This is a genomic window from Bradyrhizobium huanghuaihaiense, from assembly GCF_025200885.1.
In the GTDB taxonomy this organism is placed as follows: Bacteria; Pseudomonadota; Alphaproteobacteria; order Rhizobiales; family Xanthobacteraceae; genus Bradyrhizobium; species Bradyrhizobium huanghuaihaiense.
Genome location: NZ_CP104172.1, coordinates 5,795,285 through 5,810,751 on the forward strand (window position 1 = coordinate 5,795,285; position 15,467 = coordinate 5,810,751).

A 15,467-nucleotide genomic window follows, 5' to 3' on the forward strand; every position below is an offset into this window, starting at 1 on the left:
GTTACTTGGTGGCGTAAATAGTTCCGTATTCCGGGAAACTACGGTCGCCCTTTCTGACCTGATGGCGTTCACCGGAAGTGCCACGAATGCGTCTCACAAAGAGGGACGAACGTGGCCGAACGTCAGGAAAAACAGTGACAGATCAACGGCCTCATCTTTTTTTCCTGCCGCGCATAGCGGTCTGCTCGCAGGTCGACTCGTGCCGGTGCGGCAGAGGCACTTAGTTGCTTTCCCTGCCGGGCAGCGGCTTCATATTTGTGCGGTCATGCCCTCAGGAGTTTATTCCGTGCCGCAAGCTATCTTATCCGCGCAGAGCCGACCTCAACGTTCGCCTGCCGAGTTGGCCTCCATCATCACGACCGCCTATGAGCGCATCGAGCGGGACCGGCTTCGCAACTGCTGGATCTATGTGCGGCCCATGGAAGAAGCGCTGGCCGAGGTCGATGCCCTTGTACAGCGAGCGGAGCGGGGTGAAGTCCTGCCGCTCCTTGGCGTGCCATTCGGCGTCAAGGACAATATCGACGTCGAGGACATGCCAACGACAGCAGCCTGCCCGTCATTCGAATATGTGGCTGCGCAATCGGCCAGATGCGTCGAGAGATTGACGGCCGCGGGTGCGATCTGTCTTGGCAAGACCAACCTGGATCAGTTCGCAACCGGACTGTCAGGCACCCGCTCCCCTTATGGCGCCTGTTCCAGCGCGGCCAACGATCTGTATGTCTCCGGCGGTTCGAGTTCCGGTTCGGCTGCTGCCGTAGCATCCGGCCATGTTGCCTTCGCTCTCGGCACAGATACCGGCGGCTCGGGTCGGATTCCCGCAGGCTTCAATGGGATCATTGGGATCAAGCCAACCGTCGGCCTCGTCTCATCCCGGGGGCTTGTGCCGAACTGTCCGACGCTCGATTGTCCCTCGATCTTCTGCAATTCCATTGCCGAGGGTCGAATTCTGCTCGGGTTGATCGAAGGATTCGACGACAGCGATCCTTATAGCCGCCAACGGATTGCCTCGTCCTCCCCGTCTCCTCGCAAATTCCGGTTCGGCCAGGTCTCTGTTGGTCATCTGAATTCATTCGGCATGCCGGAATGCAATGACCTGTACAGGCAGGCCTGCACGAGGCTTTCGGGACTGGGAGGCCAAGCCAGGCAAATTGACTTCGCGCCTTTCGCCGAAGCCGGTGAAATGCTCTTTTCAGGGCCTTGGATTGCCGAACGTCATGCGGCGATCGGCAAACTCCTGGACATCGATCATGGAGACCTGCTTGACGTCACCCGCAACGTGCTGAGCGCAGCTGCCCAGTTTTCCGCAACAGATGCGTTCGCCGCGCAACATCGGCTCTTGAAGCTGCGACGCCAGATCCAATCGGTTTTCGAGGAGATCGATATCCTGGTGGTACCGACCGCGCCACGCCCCTTCACGATCTCGGAGATGATGGAAGATCCTATCACGCTCAACAGCCGCCTCGGTTATTACTCCTATTTTGCCAATCTCGTGGACTTGTGCGCGGTGGCAGTTCCCAACGCAACGCTCGGCAACGGCATGCCGATGGGCGTCACTTTGCTAGCGCCTGCGTGGCGTGATCAGGCTCTTCTCGACCTTGCCGAGCGATGGCTGCCCGATACGAAGGCTGCACTGTTCGATCTAAGAGTATATCCGAAGGCCGCGTCCTAGACGACCTCGAGATCGAGAGCGCGCAGATTGAGGATCACAATCAGGCCCCGGTGATAACGGATGACGCCCCTTGCCTGCATGCGGGAAAGCTGCACCGTCACCCATTGGCGGGTTGAGCCGATCAGATTGGCGAGATCACCATGTGTGAACGGGATCCCGATCACGATCTCGCGGCCTTGCTGCGAGCCGTAGACCTTCGAGAGAAAGATCAACAAACGATGCAACCGCTCGGTCACCGAACGGGTCCCCAGCATTTGCGCCATGGCCGAGTAACACCTTGCCTTGAAGGCGAGCGCATCCAGCAGCGCGACCGCGATACTTGCCGATTGAAGCGCCAGCGCGCGCAGAGCTGGGCCGGGCAAGAACGTCACCTGGCTCCGCTCCACCGCAACTGAAGACCATACGTGGGCACCAGTACCGAACAGATCCGGGCCCCCGACGAAATTGCCAGCGAACCAGTAAGCCAGCGTCACCTCGCGACCGGAAGGAGCCGCGTAGTAGCTGCGAATACGCCCCTCTTCGATCAGATAAATGCCGTTCTGCAGGTCGCCCTGCCGCCAGACATGCTGGCCTGCCTGAAAGACCTCCTTGCGGCCGATGGCAAGGATACGACGCCGGTCAGCCTCACACAGCGGATCCAACAAGCTGGGCAGCGACCCGACCTGAGCGTCCGATCCCGCCAGCATGATGCTGGTCGCATTCCTGAGACTTGCCGCTGACATCTGCTCGCTCCCTTGCCGCCGCAAGGAAAACCATTCAAGAGCTATGCCAGACCATGGCATCAGGCGCCTACGTCCTGATTTCCATTTGCTTGAAGGCCCGGCGACCTTCCGAGCGGATCAGATCAAGGCAATCCCGCTTGAGGGCGAGATAGGCAGCCTCCGCAACGATGGCGCTGGAGCGCGGTCGCGGCAGGCTCACCTGAAGATCCCTCAGGATGCGGCCTGGTCCCGCGCTCATGATCAGCACACGGTCAGAGAGAAGGATCGCCTCATCGATGTCGTGTGTGACGAAGACGATTGTTGCGTTGATCCGCTCGCGGAGCTCGAGCAGATTGTCCTGCATGACCGCCCGGGTCTGCGCATCCAGCGCTCCGAACGGCTCGTCCATCAACAGTACGCGCGGCTGATTGGCGAGGGCACGGGCAATCGCAACCCGCTGCTGCATGCCGCCCGATAGCGTGTGCGGATATGCCGAAGCAAATCTCGTCAGCCCGATCATCTCGATGAGGTCGTCGGCAATCCGCAGCGCCTCCGCTTTCGGCTTGCCGAGGGCGCGCGGCCCGTGCGCGATGTTCCGGCGCACCGATTTCCACGGAAACAGATGTGGCTGCTGGAAAACCATCCCGATCTCGGGCCGTGGCGCGCGCATTGCTTCGCCGGCTATGAGCACCTGGCCTTCGAACGGCCGCTCGAGGCCGGCCATCGCATTCAGGAGCGTAGACTTGCCGCAGCCGGATGGACCGACGATCGAGACGAATTCTCCCTGGGCTACCGCCAGGGATACGCGGTCAACCGCGATGACCTGTCCGCTCGGCCCATCGAAGACGATGCTCAAATCCTCGACCCGGATGATTGCCTGAAGCGCCGGGGCGGAAGGCGAGTACGTATCCACGAGCCTGAGCGGCTGGTCAGGACGAAGCAGGCTCGGGGTCATCGCCACCACACGGCACGTTCGGCAAGGGTCGCGAAGGAACGGTCGGCGACGAAGGAAAGCAGCCCGAGAGCCGCCAACCCGCCCATGACCTGACCCGTTTGCATGTTCTGTTGCGCAATTTCGATACGGTAGACGATACCGGAAAACGCTCCTGCCAACTCGGCGGCGACCAGCGTGTAGAAGGAGATACTCACCGCGGTCCGAAGACCGACTGTGATGTAGGGCAGCGCGCCAAGAAGGACGATCTCCCACAGCATCTGGCGCTGCGGCGTGCCGAGCATCTGGGCGGCGCGGATAAGTCCGCGGTCGACTTTCTGCACCCCGATGTGGGTCGCGAGCCATACCGTGAAGAACACACCCCAGACGACCAGGAATAGCTTGCCTGTCTCCGAGAGGCCAAACCAGAGGATGACGATCGGCACGAAGGCGATGGGAGGAATTGGACGAAGGATGTGAAACAGGGGTGAAAGCAGGCTGGACACCAGCCGGAACTGGCCAGTCAGGACGCCGAGCACGATCCCGCCCGCAGCCCCGATGGCAAATCCCGCGGCCACGCGCGAGAGGCTCGCCACCAGGTCGCTGAAAAACTGTCCGCTGCGGATCCATTCGAGAACGGCGACAGCGACGGTCGATGGCGGCGGAAACAGCACGGCGTTCACGATGCCGGAGCGCGCAACCAGTTCCCATACGCCTGTGAAGGCGGGCACGGAGAGAACGGCGACCAGAACGCTCAGCCGTGCGGCCGTGCTCGCACTCCTGCGTCCCCCACCGCTCACGGGCGCGCCTCCAGTGTGACGCGAGCCGGATCGAGCGCCTTCAGCGGCGCCGTCACCAGGACTTTCGAGAAATCGGGCATGCTCGCGCCAGGGGGATGATTGCCGGTCTCGAGCCGCCAGGCGGCATGGGTTTTCAGAGTCGTGAGAATCCTGTCGTCGAGGCGCACATGGTAGACATAGTCCGGCCAGATCGAAGCCAATTCGTCGCGTTTCATCCCGGTCGCTGTGGCGATGACGTCGATCGCTTCACCCGGATTCGCCCTGAGCCAGCCCTCGGCTTCGATGAGGGACGCCAGGAACTTGCCGACGATCGCAGGGTTGGCCGCGAGGTAGGACTGCGTCACGACAATATTGAATGTCTCCGAATAGAGACCTTTGGTCTCAAGCGGGATCGCGCCTTCGCCCAGAGCCTTCTTCGCATTCGCGACGTGCGGCTCCCAGGTATCGAACGCGTCGATGCTGCCGGCCGCCATGGCGGGGAGCATCTCCTGAGGTCGCAGATTGACGAGCGTCACGTCCTTCGACGTCAGGCCCGCCGCTTTCAACAGAACGGAGGTGTAAACTTCGCTGCCGGTTCCGGCCGTAAAGGCGATTCGCTTTCCACGCAGATCAGCCTTCGTCTTGATCCCGGCAGAAGCCGCGGTCATGGTCTTGAGATCCGAATATTCCATCCCTGCCACGAAGGCGATCGGCTGTTGCGCCATCGCGGCCGCCGTGACCGGCGCCTCGGCGGTTGTCGCGATATCCGCCCCTCCCCCAAGCACCGTATCGAGGCACTGCTTCCCGCTGGTGAAATTGGAGACCGAGATATCAAGCCCCTGCTTGGCGAAAATGCCCTTCGCATTGGCGACAATCGCCAGTCCCGAGATCGGCCCAAGATTCTGGGCGAGCCGCGCCTTCAGCAATTCCTCGGCCGTCGCGCGCTCAGACGGTGCAAACAGGAAGGACGCAGTTAGCACGAACACGGCGAAGCGAAGAGCGGTTGTTGATCGCATGCCAAACCCCTGTGATGCCGGCGACCGGAGTGATCGACCTTGACGATAGGATCGTCTGAAGCTGGAAGGCTATGAAGCAATTAATCGACAAGGCCCTGCTGTCCAATTTTTGCGCAAGCAGACCGGCTTCCGACCGTGACCGGGGCAATAAATTCATCAAGCTGCTCACACCTTGGGCGCAACGTAGCCTACGGCAACGGCACTCTGCTGGCTTTCGCCAAGCCCTGATCCCGATTCAATCAGAACCGATCGGACTTTCGATGCCGTTGCGCGCGCGGCGAAACCAGGCCCACGTTTGCCGCGTCACTGCGATGTAGCCCGGGCCCCGGTAGACGATCTGATCGGCGACGATCCGGTTCAGTTTCGGCAGCGCATGGAACGGAATCGAAGGATAGGCATGGTGTTCGACATGATAGGGCATGTTCCATGCAAACCAGCGCACGAACATGGCGGTATAGGTGGTGCGGGTATTCTGGAAGGCGCTGCGCGTGCGATCGCAACCGGTGTGCTCGGCAAGGAGATATGGACGCAGAAACAATTGACCGACGATCACGGGGACGACCCAGACCCACAACAGGATCATGGTGTGCAACGCGACCGATGCCAGCAACAGCGCGACATAGCCTGCCAGATGCAGGCGCGCTTCCATCACGACGATGTGGCGTTTGCTTTCCGGAATCCAAGGCGACGTGGCATTGCCGGTCAACGCATGGCGAAGCATCAGTCCCACCCGGAAGGCAACCTGCCGCAAGCCGCTGTAGACGATCAGCAGTTGCGTGTTCGAGGTCGGGATCGGAACCGACAGCAGTTCCGGATCCCTCTTTGGATCCTGCGTATAGCGATGATGATCCCAGTGGAACAGGCAGTAATATTCGTAAGGCAAGCCGACCGCGAACGAGGAGAGATGACCGAAGGCGAGATTAAGCGCGCGGTTGCGGAACGCCGTCTTGTGGGCGGTCTCGTGTACCACCATGAACAGGAATGCGACAAAGTAACCTTGGACGACGACCAGCGGCAACGCCCATACGATTCCGTATCGCGAAGAGACCAGCCAGATCAGCGCGCCGACAAGGACGATGACGCCGTAGTGGCTGGCCGCGCGGACCAGACCTTGCCAATCGGACCGCACCGACAACTCGCGCAGCATGGCCGGAGTCAGCGGCTTCTCTCCGGTGGCAGTGATGGCATTGCTCATGATCGTAGTCGCCTCTTTCCGGGATCACACTTGACCGTGCTCGATCCGACGCTGGAATTTCGTCAAGCACAGACCGATCCTAGGGAGCGACGCCGTAACGCAGAAGCAATTAATTTCGCTGGCGTTGGCCGCCGGGCATCCCGAGATTTGCGGCCCTCGCTTCACCACATCGACCTCGCGACGAATCGTCGCCGGGCCGGTGCGCCGTTAGGGGCAGTCAGGTCTAACTCCTATTCCGCGGGCTCTGCGTGCGGCATATGGACGTGCGCGGTATAGGGTAATGTCGAACTCAGATCTTGACCTACGATTCTGCTCGCGCCCTTTTCGCCGCGATCTGCTGGAGCGCCCAGCGCGCGTTCTTGCGCACGTCGGGATCGGGATCGTTGGCGACCACGGCGAGGTAAGCCTCGCCCTCGGGATCGGCGATCTCGCCGAGCGCGGCGGCCGCCTCCTTTCGCAAATTGGCATGGTCGTGGTTGACGCAATTGCCGATCGGGCGCACCGCACGCTCGATCTTCATCTTGCCGAGGCTGCGGATCGCCTTCAGCCGCACCTGCCAGAACTCGTCGGCGAGGCAGATGACCAGTTGATCGGCGGCGAGCGAACCGTTGATGTTGAGGCCGAGCGTCTCCGCCGCCATCTCGCGGACCATCCAGTCGGAATCCCTCAACGCGCGCGTGATGGTCTCGGCCGCCGGCTTCATCTGCGAGAACGCAAGCGCGCTCACGGCGGCACGACGGACATGGGCATCGGGATCGTTGATCAGTGCGGTCAGCGCCGGAATGGATTCCTCCAGCTTGAGGAAGCCGATCACGCCGATCGCCTGCACCCGCACGGCGGCATCGGAATCCTGGAGCGCTTCCAGAGCGGGCTTCAGCGTGTCCTTGCAGCGCAATTCTTTCAGCGCGCGCAGCGCACCCATGCGGACGAAGGCGTGGGCGTGCTTCACCAGCGGTAGGATGATCTCGGCACAGGCCGGATCCTTGAACTCGGCCATGCTGTCGGCCGCAGCCGCCGCGACGATCCTTTCGGGATCGACCAGCAGCTTCACCAGCGCGCTCGCCGCCTCCGGCCCATCGAACTCGCCGAGCGCCATCGCGACCTGCTGGCGCACGCCGGCGTCGGGGTCGGCGACCATGTTGGCGAGATGCGCCACCGCCGCGGGGTCGCCGGAATGGCCGAGCGCGATGATGGCGACGCGGCGCTCGGCGGGATCGGCGGCCTGAAGCCGCTCGTCGGCGTCTTCTAAATCGTCGTAGGATTCGAACGGGCTCGACATGATCACCTCAACAAATAGGGAATGTTGACGGTGACCGCGCCGGTCGGGCAATCGGCCTCGCAGGGCATGCAATACCAGCACTCGTCATAGGCCATGTAGGCCTTGTTGGTCATGTCGCTGATGCGCAGCACGTCGAGCGGGCAGACGTCGACGCAGACGGTGCAACCCTTGTCCGCGATGCATTTGGCGTCGTCGACGACCACCGGAACCGATGTCTGATAGGACGCGAGAGGCATTTGATGTCTCCTGTTGCTGTGTTCTGGTGGATCAGGCGGAGGCGCGAATGCGCTGCTTGTCGTAGAGGTCCTTCTCGTCGTCGGCGATCGGCACGACGTACGGCTCGACGGCGCGCTTTTCGCTGGTCATCTTGCCGTCTCGCTTGCTGAGCAGCGTGTGGCAGAACCAGTTCTCGTTGTCCTTCTCCGGAAAATCCGTGCGCCAGTGATAGAGGCCCCAGCGGCTCTCCTCGCGATAGAGCGAGGCATGCGCGGCCATGTCGGCGCAGTCCATGATCGACTGCACTTCGAGGGCGCGGAGCAGCTCGTGCGCATTGCGCGCGATCATGCGCTCCTGCATGTCCTCCCTCGCCTCGGCAAGGCGGCGCATGCCGAGCTCGTACTTGCGCGTGACCTTCGGCGGCTGGAGGTAGTCGTTGACGAGGCGGCGGGTCTTGTACTCGATCTGGTTCGGCGGAATGCCGTCCTCGCGCTTGGTCGGCGCCATCACGCGGTCACGCTCCATCGCGACATCGGCGGCGTCGAACTCCGCGAAGTCGTGGCTGTCGGCGAACTCCATTGCGTCGAGGCCGGCGACCGAGCCGTTGGTGAAGGCGCCGAGCATGTAATTGTGCGGTACGCTCGCCATGTCGCCGGCCGCGTAGAGGCCGGGCACGGTGGTGCGCGCGTTGTCGTCGACGAACACGCCGGAAGCGCTGTGGCCGGAGCAGAAGCCGATCTCGGAGATGTGCATCTCGATGGACTCGCTGCGGTAGTCGACGCCGCGCCCCTGCTGGAACAGGCCGCGCGTCGGACGCTCCACCTTGTGCAGCGTCGACTCGATCTCCGAGATGGTGTCGGGGTGGAGATGCTTGAGCTGGAGGAACACCGGGCCCTTGCCGGACAGCAGCTCGTTGTAGAACTCCAGCATCATCTGGCCGGACCAGTAGTCGCATTCGATGAAGCGCGAGCCCTCGTTGTTCGCCGTGTACGCGCCGAAGGGGCCGGCGACATAGGCGCAGGCCGGACCGTTATAGTCCTTGATCAGCGGGTTGATCTGGAAGCATTCGAGGTTCGCGAGCGCCGCGCCGGCGTGATAGGCCATGGCATAGCCGTCGCCTGAATTGGCCGCGTTCTCATAGGTGCCGAACATGTAGCCGGAGGTCGGCAGGCCCAGGCGGCCGGCGGCGCCCATGCAGAGGATCACGGCCTTGGCCTTGATCACCAGCATCTCGGCGGTGCGGGTGTTGACGCTGATGGCGCCGGCGATGCGGCCGTCCGACGATTTGAGCAATCGAGTCGCCATGTAGCGGTTGGAAATCAGGATGCGGGCGCGGCGAAGCTGGCGGTAGAGCGCCTTCTTCACGGTCTCGCCGTTCGGCATCGGCAGCACATAGGTGCCGATGTGGTGCACCTTCTTGACGGCGTAGTCACCGTTCTCGTTCTTCAGGAAGCGGATGCCGAAGCTGTCGAGCTCCTCGATGATTTTGTAGCAGTTCTGCGCGTATTTATAGACCGCCTTCTGATCGACGATCCCATCGTTGGCGATGGTGATTTCCTTGGTGTACTGCTCCGGCGTCGCATAGCCGGGGATGACGGCGTTGTTCAGCCCGTCCATGCCCATCGAGATCGCACCGGAGCGCTTGACGTTGGCCTTTTCGAGCAGGACGACATTGGCCTTCGGGTTCTTCAGCTTCGCCTTAAGTGCCGCCATAGGGCCGGCCGTGCCGCCGCCGATCACCAGCACATCGCAGGAAACCTCTGAAAGTCCGTCGACGATCTGATCTAGTGCCATCACTTGCTCCTGGTTCGCCGATCCCCGGCGCCTTTGCATCAGATTTGTTCAGAGGGCGCGCCCGCGATAGCAATTAGTTGTCGCCGCGATACGATTTGGGCCTCAGCGCTCGACGAAGGCCTTTTCGATAACGAAATGGCCGGGCTGGCTGTGATTGCCCTCGACAAAACCGCGCGCGGCGAACATCGCGTGCAGCTCCTCCAGCATTCCCGGGCTGCCACAGAGCATGATGCGGTCGGTGTCGATATCGAGGCCGCCCTGTCCGATGTCGTCGAACAGCTGATTGGAGGCGATCAGGTCGGTGATGCGGCCGCGGTTGCGGAACGGCTCGCGGGTGACGGTCGGGTAGTAGACGAGCTTGTCGCGGATCAGGGGGCCGAAGAACTCGTGATTGCGCAGGCCCTCGACAAGGTGCTCGCCATAGGCGAGTTCCGAGACCTGGCGGCAGCCATGGGCGAGCACGATGGTCTCGGAATTCTCGTAGACGTCGGGGTCCTTGATCAAGCTGGCGAAGGGCGCAAGGCCCGTTCCAGTCGAGAGCAGCAATAGGCGCTTTCCCGGAATGAGATTGCCGGTGATCAGCGTTCCCGTGGCCTTGCGGCCGACCAGGATGATGTCGCCTTCCCTGATCTTCTGCAGGCGCGAGGTGAGCGGGCCATCCTGCACCTTGATCGAGAAGAACTCGAGCGCCTCCTCGTGATTGGCGCTCGCCATGCTGTAGGCCCGCATCAACGGCTTGCCTTCGACTTCGAGCCCGATCATCGCGAACTGGCCGTTCTGGAAACGGAAGCCGGGATCGCGCGTCGCGGTGAAGCTGAACAGGGACTCGGTCCAGTGGCGAACCGACAGAACCGTTTCCTTCTGAAATACGCTCATGGTCTCTCCTTCTCGATGACGCCAAGGTCTCGGAGAGAAGAGAGTCCGGCAATTCGGAAGTGAAATTCCCGGTCGATTAGTTTCACATTTCGCGGGTGATGATCGAAGAAGACGCACGCGATCGCGTCCGCGCCGGCAATTAGTTGCTATTCGCGCGAAACCGCACCGGCGTAGATAGAAGCCGGAGGTTCGTCACGACCATGACCGCATTTGTGGCACCGACGGTGGCCGACTACGAAGCCAGCCCCGATCTCGCATCGCTCCTCGTCCGCACCACGCAGGACGATGCGCTGAGCGTCGCCGCCGAAAAGCTCCGCCTCTCTTGCAAGTGTGCCCACTGCACCCGCGCCCGCTTCGACGGCCGCTTTCCGGAAGCATTTCCGGGCATCGCGATCACCGAGATCGGCGATCTTGGCTATGGGCTGAATATCTCGTTCTCGGACGGGCATAACAGGGGGATTTACCCGAAGATGTATTTGCTGAGCCTGGCGGGGCGGTAACCTCGGAGTCGTCCTGGCGAAAGCCAGGACCCATTACCCCAAGAGCCAGTTGCAATGGCAGGCCCGCAACACGCGCGCTCAACCACATAAGCCGGTGGTAATGGGTCCTGGCTTTCGCCAGGACGACGCTGGAGAGCCATTTTGGCCCAGCGATGGCCTCGGCTCCCCAACCCCATCTGGCACGGACATTGCTCCTCTTTAGAACGATTTGAACGTTCCGGAGGCAGGTGATGTTGCAGGCGGCCAATGCGGTTCGCGGGGCTGTGCCCCCGGCAGTCCGGCCTGCCGGCAGTTCCTCGCTGCTGCTGACCGAGAACCAGCAATGGATCGGCGGTCCACCACCGTTGATGGACAAGCTCTCGCCGCGCGAGCGGGAGTTGGTGCTGAAGCAGGGCCGGCGAAAGGTGCTCAACCGCGGCCAGACGCTGTTCAGCCAGGGCGGCAAGCATGACGGCATCTGGCTGATCGAGAGCGGCCGCATCCGCGTCTTCTACACATCGCCCCTGGGCCGCGAGATCACACTCGCGTACTGGCATGTCGGCAATTTCGTCGGCGGGCCCGAAGTGTTCGAAGGCACCGTGCATCAATGGTCCGGCGTTGCATCCAGCAATTGCAGCGTCGTGCATCTGCCCGGAAAGGAACTGCGGTCCCTTGCGGCAGAGATCCCGAACCTCGCGATCGGCCTCATCGAAGGCCTCACGTTCAAGGGCAAATGCTACTCGGCGCTGGCGCAGATGCTGGGAACGCGCTCGATCACGCAGCGCCTCGCGCATCTGCTTTTGCATCTGGTCGAGCTCTACGGCGTCGAGGACGCCGACGGGCGTGTGATTGCGGCTGCCTTCACTCATGCCGACATCGCCCACATGGTCGGCGCCACCAGGCAATGGGTCACGATCAGCCTGAAGCGCATGCAGGAGAAGGGAATCGTCCTGACGAAGCGGTCTCAGATCGTGGTGTGCCGGACCGACGTGCTGGAGGAGATGCGCGGCCAGGGCTCGGATTAAAGGGCCTCGCGACCACGGCCGGTGCACAGGCAAGCGGCTTTATCGTGCAGGACTGCTCAAGGAGTATGCAATCAGCTTTTCCCGGCAACTAATCGACTGCGGCGGCCACTCCGGATTTGCCCTGCCGGTGCCCTCACCCAATCATGGCAACCACAGCACATCCAACCGAATGAGGATGAGAATGGTCCGCCATCTTCCCACGCTCTCGATCGCGATGTCGGTGACGTCGCTGGCGCTACTCGTCACGCAGCCGGCTTCGGCAGAGACCGTCACGCTCGGCATTGGTACGCAGGACACCACGACCAACACGGTGACCGCGGGTGTCGTCATCCGCCAGTTGCATCTGCTCGAGAAATATTTGCCCAAGGACGGCAAATACGCCAACATCAAGTTCGAGCTGGAGTGGCAGAATTTCACGTCCGGGCCGCCCGTCACCAATGCGATGATGGCGAACAAGCTGCAGATCGGCATGATGGGTGACTATCCGCTGATCGTGAACGGCTTCACCTTCGAGAGCAATCCGGAGAGCAAGAGCCGTCTGATCGGCATTGCCGCCTACAGCCTCTCCGGCTCCGGAAACGGCCTCGTCGTCCACAAGGACTCGCCCTACTATGACCTCGCCGATCTCAAGGGCAAGCTCGTCAGCGTGCCCTTCGGCTCCGCCGCGCACGGCATGGTGCTGAAGGCGATGCAGGACCGCGGCTACGCGTCCGACTTCTTCCAGCTCGTCAGCCAGAGCCCGGAGGTCGGCTCGACCAACCTGCAGGAGAAGAAGATCGACGCGCATGCCGACTTCGTCCCCTTCGCCGAGCTGCTGCCGTTCCGCGGCTTCGCGCGCAAGATCTTTGACGGCGTCGAGACCAACCTGCCGACCTTTCACGGTATTATAGTCCGCACCGATTTCGCCGAGAAATATCCGGAGGTCGTCGTTGCCTATTTCAAGGCGGTGATCGCCGCCAACCAGTGGCTGCGCGACGATCCGAAGCTGGCCGCGGAAAAAATCCAGGAATGGACCGGCATCAGCAAGGAAGTCGTCTACATCTTCCTCGGCCCCAGCGGCAACATGACCACCGATCCCACGATCAAGCCGGCGCTCATCGATGCGGCCGCGACTGACGTCAAGGTGCTGCAGAATCTCGGCCGCATGAAGGAGTTCGACCCGAAGAAGTGGGTCGACGACAGCTACATCCGCAAGGCCTATGCCGAGATGAAGCTCGACTACGACGCGCAGCTCGCGAGCACCAGGAACTACGAGATCTCGGGCGAGGACTCGTTCTGCAAGAAGCCGATCACGGATCCGCGCAAGGCCGGCGAGGTCTGGGTGGATGAAGCCGGCATCCTGCCGTTCTCGTCAGCCAACTGTACGCTCGGTGCCTACGCCGACTTCAAGGCCAAGGGCAAGAAGATCAACGTCGCCTATGTCTTCGACACCACGCGCGGCATAAAGCTGTTCGCCGACCAGGCCTTCTTCGCGGTCGGCAATGGCGATGTCGCACCGTTCCTGCTGAAGAAGGACGCCGAAGCCTATGCCGCCAAAATCGGCGGCAAGGTGCTCGGCTTCGATGACACCGTGAAGGCGGCTGTCGGCGGAGGCAAGACGTGAGCAGTCCCGCCCTCCTCAGACATCCCGAGGACAACATGCCGGCAATTGCAGAGGCGGGCCCTGTGCCCGCCGTCACGCCGCCCGCAACGCCGCCCTCCTTCGGCACGCTCGCGCTGCGCTGGTACCGGCTCAACCAGGGCCGGCTGCGCGCCACCGCGATCGGCATTGCCTCCCTGATCGCCTTCCTGCTGGTCTGGCACCTGCTCACGACCTACCGCGTCGTGTTCTTCGTGCGCTTCACCAACGTGCCCTCGCCGCTCACGGTCTATGCCAGCTTCACCAAGGCGATGCACGACCCCAAATTCCTGATGCATATCCTGCTGAGCTGCCGGCGCATCTTCATCGGCTTCTCGCTTGCGGCCATCGTCGGAGTGCCGCTCGGCCTGATCATGGGCCGCTTCAAGCTGGTGCATGAGATCATCTTCCCGGTCGCCGAAGTGCTGCGGCCGATCCCGGCGATCGCCTGGGTGCCGATGGCGATCATGCTGTGGCCGACCAACGAGCAGAGCATCGTCTTCATCACCTTCCTCGGCTCGTTCTTCCCGATCCTGGTCAACACGCTGCACGGCATGTCGCTGGTCGATCCGGTGCTGGTGCGCGCGGCGCAATGCCTCGGCGCGCGCGAACGCTCGATCTTCCGCGAGGTGTATTTCCCGGCGTCCCTGCCGCACATCTTCACCGGCCTCACCGTCGGCATGGGCGTCGCCTGGGTATCGCTGATCGCGGCCGAGATGATCTCGGGCCAGTACGGCATCGGCTACTTCACCTGGGAAGCGTATTCGCTGGTCCAATATGCCGACATCGCGCTCGGCATGATCGCGATCGGCGTGCTTGGCCTCGGATCGAGTCTGTTGATCTGCGGCGCCGGACAATTGGTGATGCCGTGGAGGTCGACATGAGCGAGATGCTTGCGAACACGTCGAAGGGCCACATCGAGGTCAAGAACTTTTCCCTCGCCTACGAGACGATCGAGGGACCGGTGCAGGCCGTGACCGACACGCAGATCCACGTCAAACCCGGTGAGTTCGTCTCGATCGTCGGCCCATCCGGCTGCGGGAAGTCGACGCTGCTCAATGCGGTCGCCGGCTTCCTCAAGCCGACCACGGGCGTGGTGACTGTCGACGGTGAGTTCGTCAACGGCCCCAGCGCCGAGCGCGGCATGGTGTTCCAGCAATATTCGCTGTTTCCCTGGAAGACGGTGCGGGAGAATGTCGAGTTCGGCCTGAAGATGCGCGGCATGCCGCGCTCCCAGCGCGAGCGCGCCGCGCGCACGCTGCTCGGACTTGCCGGGCTGGAGGCCTTCGAGAAGCACTATCCGGAAAAGCTCTCCGGCGGCATGAAGCAGCGCGTCGGCATCGTCCGCGCGCTCGCGACGGGGCCGAAGGTGCTGCTGCTGGACGAGCCTTTCGGCGCGCTCGACGCGCAGACGCGCGTCATCATGCAGCAGATCCTTACCAATATGTGGCAGCGGCTGAAGATCTCGGTGCTGTTCGTCACCCACGACATCGACGAGGCGATCTTCCTCTCCGACCGCGTCTACTGCATGACCGCGCGGCCCGGCTCGATCAAGGCGGAGATTCCGATCCCGCTGGAGCGGCCGCGGCAGCAATCCATGATGATGTCGTCGGAGTTCCTGGCGCTGCGCCGCGGACTGATGTCACTGATCCGCGAGGAAAGCCTCAAAGCGATGGGCGGCGAGATCAACGATTTGGGCATGCAGGGACTGAACATCGAGCTGCACGGGCATTCGCTGGTCGAGGTACTTTAGGCGAGAACACACTTAACGTGTCGCCTCTTGCGAGGAGATAGAATCGCATTGCAGATGCACGTCGTCCTCGCACTGCCGCGCTATGAGCCGGCAGACGTTTCGCAACGCTCCCACAGGGGGCAAAGCGCAATGGCAG

At 62.3% G+C, this 15,467-nt stretch carries 15 protein-coding genes; 6 read left to right on the top strand and 9 right to left on the bottom strand.

The genetic code is table 11. The features are described 5' to 3' along the window. Window positions 1–286 precede the first annotated feature (286 nt). Window positions 287–1,669 carry an allophanate hydrolase gene (atzF, locus tag N2603_RS27810; protein WP_260384639.1) on the top strand — a complete coding sequence of 461 codons (1,383 nt, stop codon included), beginning with the start codon at window positions 287–289 and terminating at the stop codon, window positions 1,667–1,669. On the opposite strand, the gene N2603_RS27815 is transcribed toward atzF, so the two are convergent. The 9 genes from N2603_RS27815 to N2603_RS27855 all read right to left on the bottom strand — a co-directional run bounded on the left by N2603_RS27815 (window position 1,666) and on the right by N2603_RS27855 (window position 10,456). After that, window positions 1,666–2,391, bottom strand: coding sequence for a Crp/Fnr family transcriptional regulator (locus N2603_RS27815; protein ID WP_018642942.1), 726 nt, complete (start codon window positions 2,389–2,391; stop codon window positions 1,666–1,668). The genes atzF and N2603_RS27815 overlap by 4 nt on opposite strands. A gap of 67 nt (window positions 2,392–2,458) precedes the next feature. Further along, window positions 2,459–3,334, bottom strand: coding sequence for an ABC transporter ATP-binding protein (locus N2603_RS27820; RefSeq protein ID WP_260384640.1), 876 nt, complete (start codon window positions 3,332–3,334; stop codon window positions 2,459–2,461). Beyond that, entirely contained in the window at window positions 3,322–4,101 is a 780-nt protein-coding gene (locus N2603_RS27825; RefSeq protein WP_260384641.1) for an ABC transporter permease, read from the bottom strand. Before N2603_RS27825 ends, N2603_RS27820 begins: the two co-directional genes overlap by 13 nt. Next, window positions 4,098–5,096 (bottom strand): NrtA/SsuA/CpmA family ABC transporter substrate-binding protein, encoded by a 999-nt coding sequence (locus N2603_RS27830; RefSeq protein ID WP_260384642.1) that lies wholly within the window; start codon window positions 5,094–5,096, stop codon window positions 4,098–4,100. The genes N2603_RS27825 and N2603_RS27830 overlap by 4 nt, the downstream gene beginning before the upstream one ends. 235 nt (window positions 5,097–5,331) lie before the next feature. After that, window positions 5,332–6,291: a fatty acid desaturase gene (locus tag N2603_RS27835; protein WP_260384643.1), complete on the bottom strand. Its 960-nt coding sequence runs from the start codon at window positions 6,289–6,291 to the stop codon at window positions 5,332–5,334. A 301-nt stretch (window positions 6,292–6,592) separates the two neighbouring features. Then, window positions 6,593–7,570: a HEAT repeat domain-containing protein gene (locus N2603_RS27840; RefSeq protein ID WP_026311983.1), complete on the bottom strand. Its 978-nt coding sequence runs from the start codon at window positions 7,568–7,570 to the stop codon at window positions 6,593–6,595. 2 nt (window positions 7,571–7,572) lie between these two features. Further along, complete coding sequence (locus N2603_RS27845; RefSeq protein WP_007593252.1) at window positions 7,573–7,806, bottom strand: 4Fe-4S dicluster domain-containing protein; 234 nt, start codon at window positions 7,804–7,806, stop codon at window positions 7,573–7,575. 31 nt (window positions 7,807–7,837) lie between these two features. Beyond that, window positions 7,838–9,580: a fumarate reductase/succinate dehydrogenase flavoprotein subunit gene (locus N2603_RS27850; protein WP_260384644.1), complete on the bottom strand. Its 1,743-nt coding sequence runs from the start codon at window positions 9,578–9,580 to the stop codon at window positions 7,838–7,840. Window positions 9,581–9,682: 102 nt separating this feature from the next. Then, a complete protein-coding gene (locus N2603_RS27855; protein ID WP_260384645.1) occupies window positions 9,683–10,456 on the bottom strand; it encodes a ferredoxin--NADP reductase in 774 nt (257 codons plus the stop codon). Between the two features lie 200 nt (window positions 10,457–10,656). Here N2603_RS27855 and N2603_RS27860 point away from each other — a divergent pair, with 200 nt between their 5' ends. The 5 genes from N2603_RS27860 (at window position 10,657) to N2603_RS27880 (ending at window position 15,331) form a co-directional block, all read left to right on the top strand. Further along, window positions 10,657–10,956, top strand: coding sequence for a gamma-butyrobetaine hydroxylase-like domain-containing protein (locus N2603_RS27860; RefSeq protein WP_026311985.1), 300 nt, complete (start codon window positions 10,657–10,659; stop codon window positions 10,954–10,956). Window positions 10,957–11,186: 230 nt separating this feature from the next. Continuing rightward, a complete protein-coding gene (locus N2603_RS27865) occupies window positions 11,187–11,960 on the top strand; it encodes a Crp/Fnr family transcriptional regulator (RefSeq protein WP_260384646.1) in 774 nt (257 codons plus the stop codon). 181 nt (window positions 11,961–12,141) lie between these two features. Beyond that, window positions 12,142–13,563, top strand: coding sequence for an ABC transporter substrate-binding protein (locus tag N2603_RS27870; protein ID WP_260384647.1), 1,422 nt, complete (start codon window positions 12,142–12,144; stop codon window positions 13,561–13,563). Continuing rightward, window positions 13,560–14,462 (top strand): ABC transporter permease, encoded by a 903-nt coding sequence (locus tag N2603_RS27875; RefSeq protein ID WP_260384648.1) that lies wholly within the window; start codon window positions 13,560–13,562, stop codon window positions 14,460–14,462. The genes N2603_RS27870 and N2603_RS27875 overlap by 4 nt, the downstream gene beginning before the upstream one ends. Then, window positions 14,459–15,331 carry an ABC transporter ATP-binding protein gene (locus N2603_RS27880; protein WP_260384649.1) on the top strand — a complete coding sequence of 291 codons (873 nt, stop codon included), beginning with the start codon at window positions 14,459–14,461 and terminating at the stop codon, window positions 15,329–15,331. Before N2603_RS27875 ends, N2603_RS27880 begins: the two co-directional genes overlap by 4 nt. The last annotated feature ends 136 nt before the right edge of the window (window positions 15,332–15,467 follow it).

What these genes read in the sequence shown, in the direction of transcription:
- N2603_RS27880 (WP_260384649.1), top strand. Translation starts at nt 14,459, where the DNA reads ATGAGCGAGATGCTTGCGAACACGTCGAAGGGCCACATCGAGGTCAAG.
- N2603_RS27830 (WP_260384642.1), bottom strand. Translation starts at nt 5,096, where the DNA reads ATGCGATCAACAACCGCTCTTCGCTTCGCCGTGTTCGTGCTAACTGCG.
- N2603_RS27865 (WP_260384646.1), top strand. Translation starts at nt 11,187, where the DNA reads ATGTTGCAGGCGGCCAATGCGGTTCGCGGGGCTGTGCCCCCGGCAGTC.
- N2603_RS27870 (WP_260384647.1), top strand. Translation starts at nt 12,142, where the DNA reads ATGGTCCGCCATCTTCCCACGCTCTCGATCGCGATGTCGGTGACGTCG.
- N2603_RS27845 (WP_007593252.1), bottom strand. Translation starts at nt 7,806, where the DNA reads ATGCCTCTCGCGTCCTATCAGACATCGGTTCCGGTGGTCGTCGACGAC.
- N2603_RS27835 (WP_260384643.1), bottom strand. Translation starts at nt 6,291, where the DNA reads ATGAGCAATGCCATCACTGCCACCGGAGAGAAGCCGCTGACTCCGGCC.
- N2603_RS27815 (WP_018642942.1), bottom strand. Translation starts at nt 2,391, where the DNA reads ATGTCAGCGGCAAGTCTCAGGAATGCGACCAGCATCATGCTGGCGGGA.
- N2603_RS27840 (WP_026311983.1), bottom strand. Translation starts at nt 7,570, where the DNA reads ATGTCGAGCCCGTTCGAATCCTACGACGATTTAGAAGACGCCGACGAG.
- N2603_RS27855 (WP_260384645.1), bottom strand. Translation starts at nt 10,456, where the DNA reads ATGAGCGTATTTCAGAAGGAAACGGTTCTGTCGGTTCGCCACTGGACC.
- N2603_RS27860 (WP_026311985.1), top strand. Translation starts at nt 10,657, where the DNA reads ATGACCGCATTTGTGGCACCGACGGTGGCCGACTACGAAGCCAGCCCC.
- N2603_RS27850 (WP_260384644.1), bottom strand. Translation starts at nt 9,580, where the DNA reads ATGGCACTAGATCAGATCGTCGACGGACTTTCAGAGGTTTCCTGCGAT.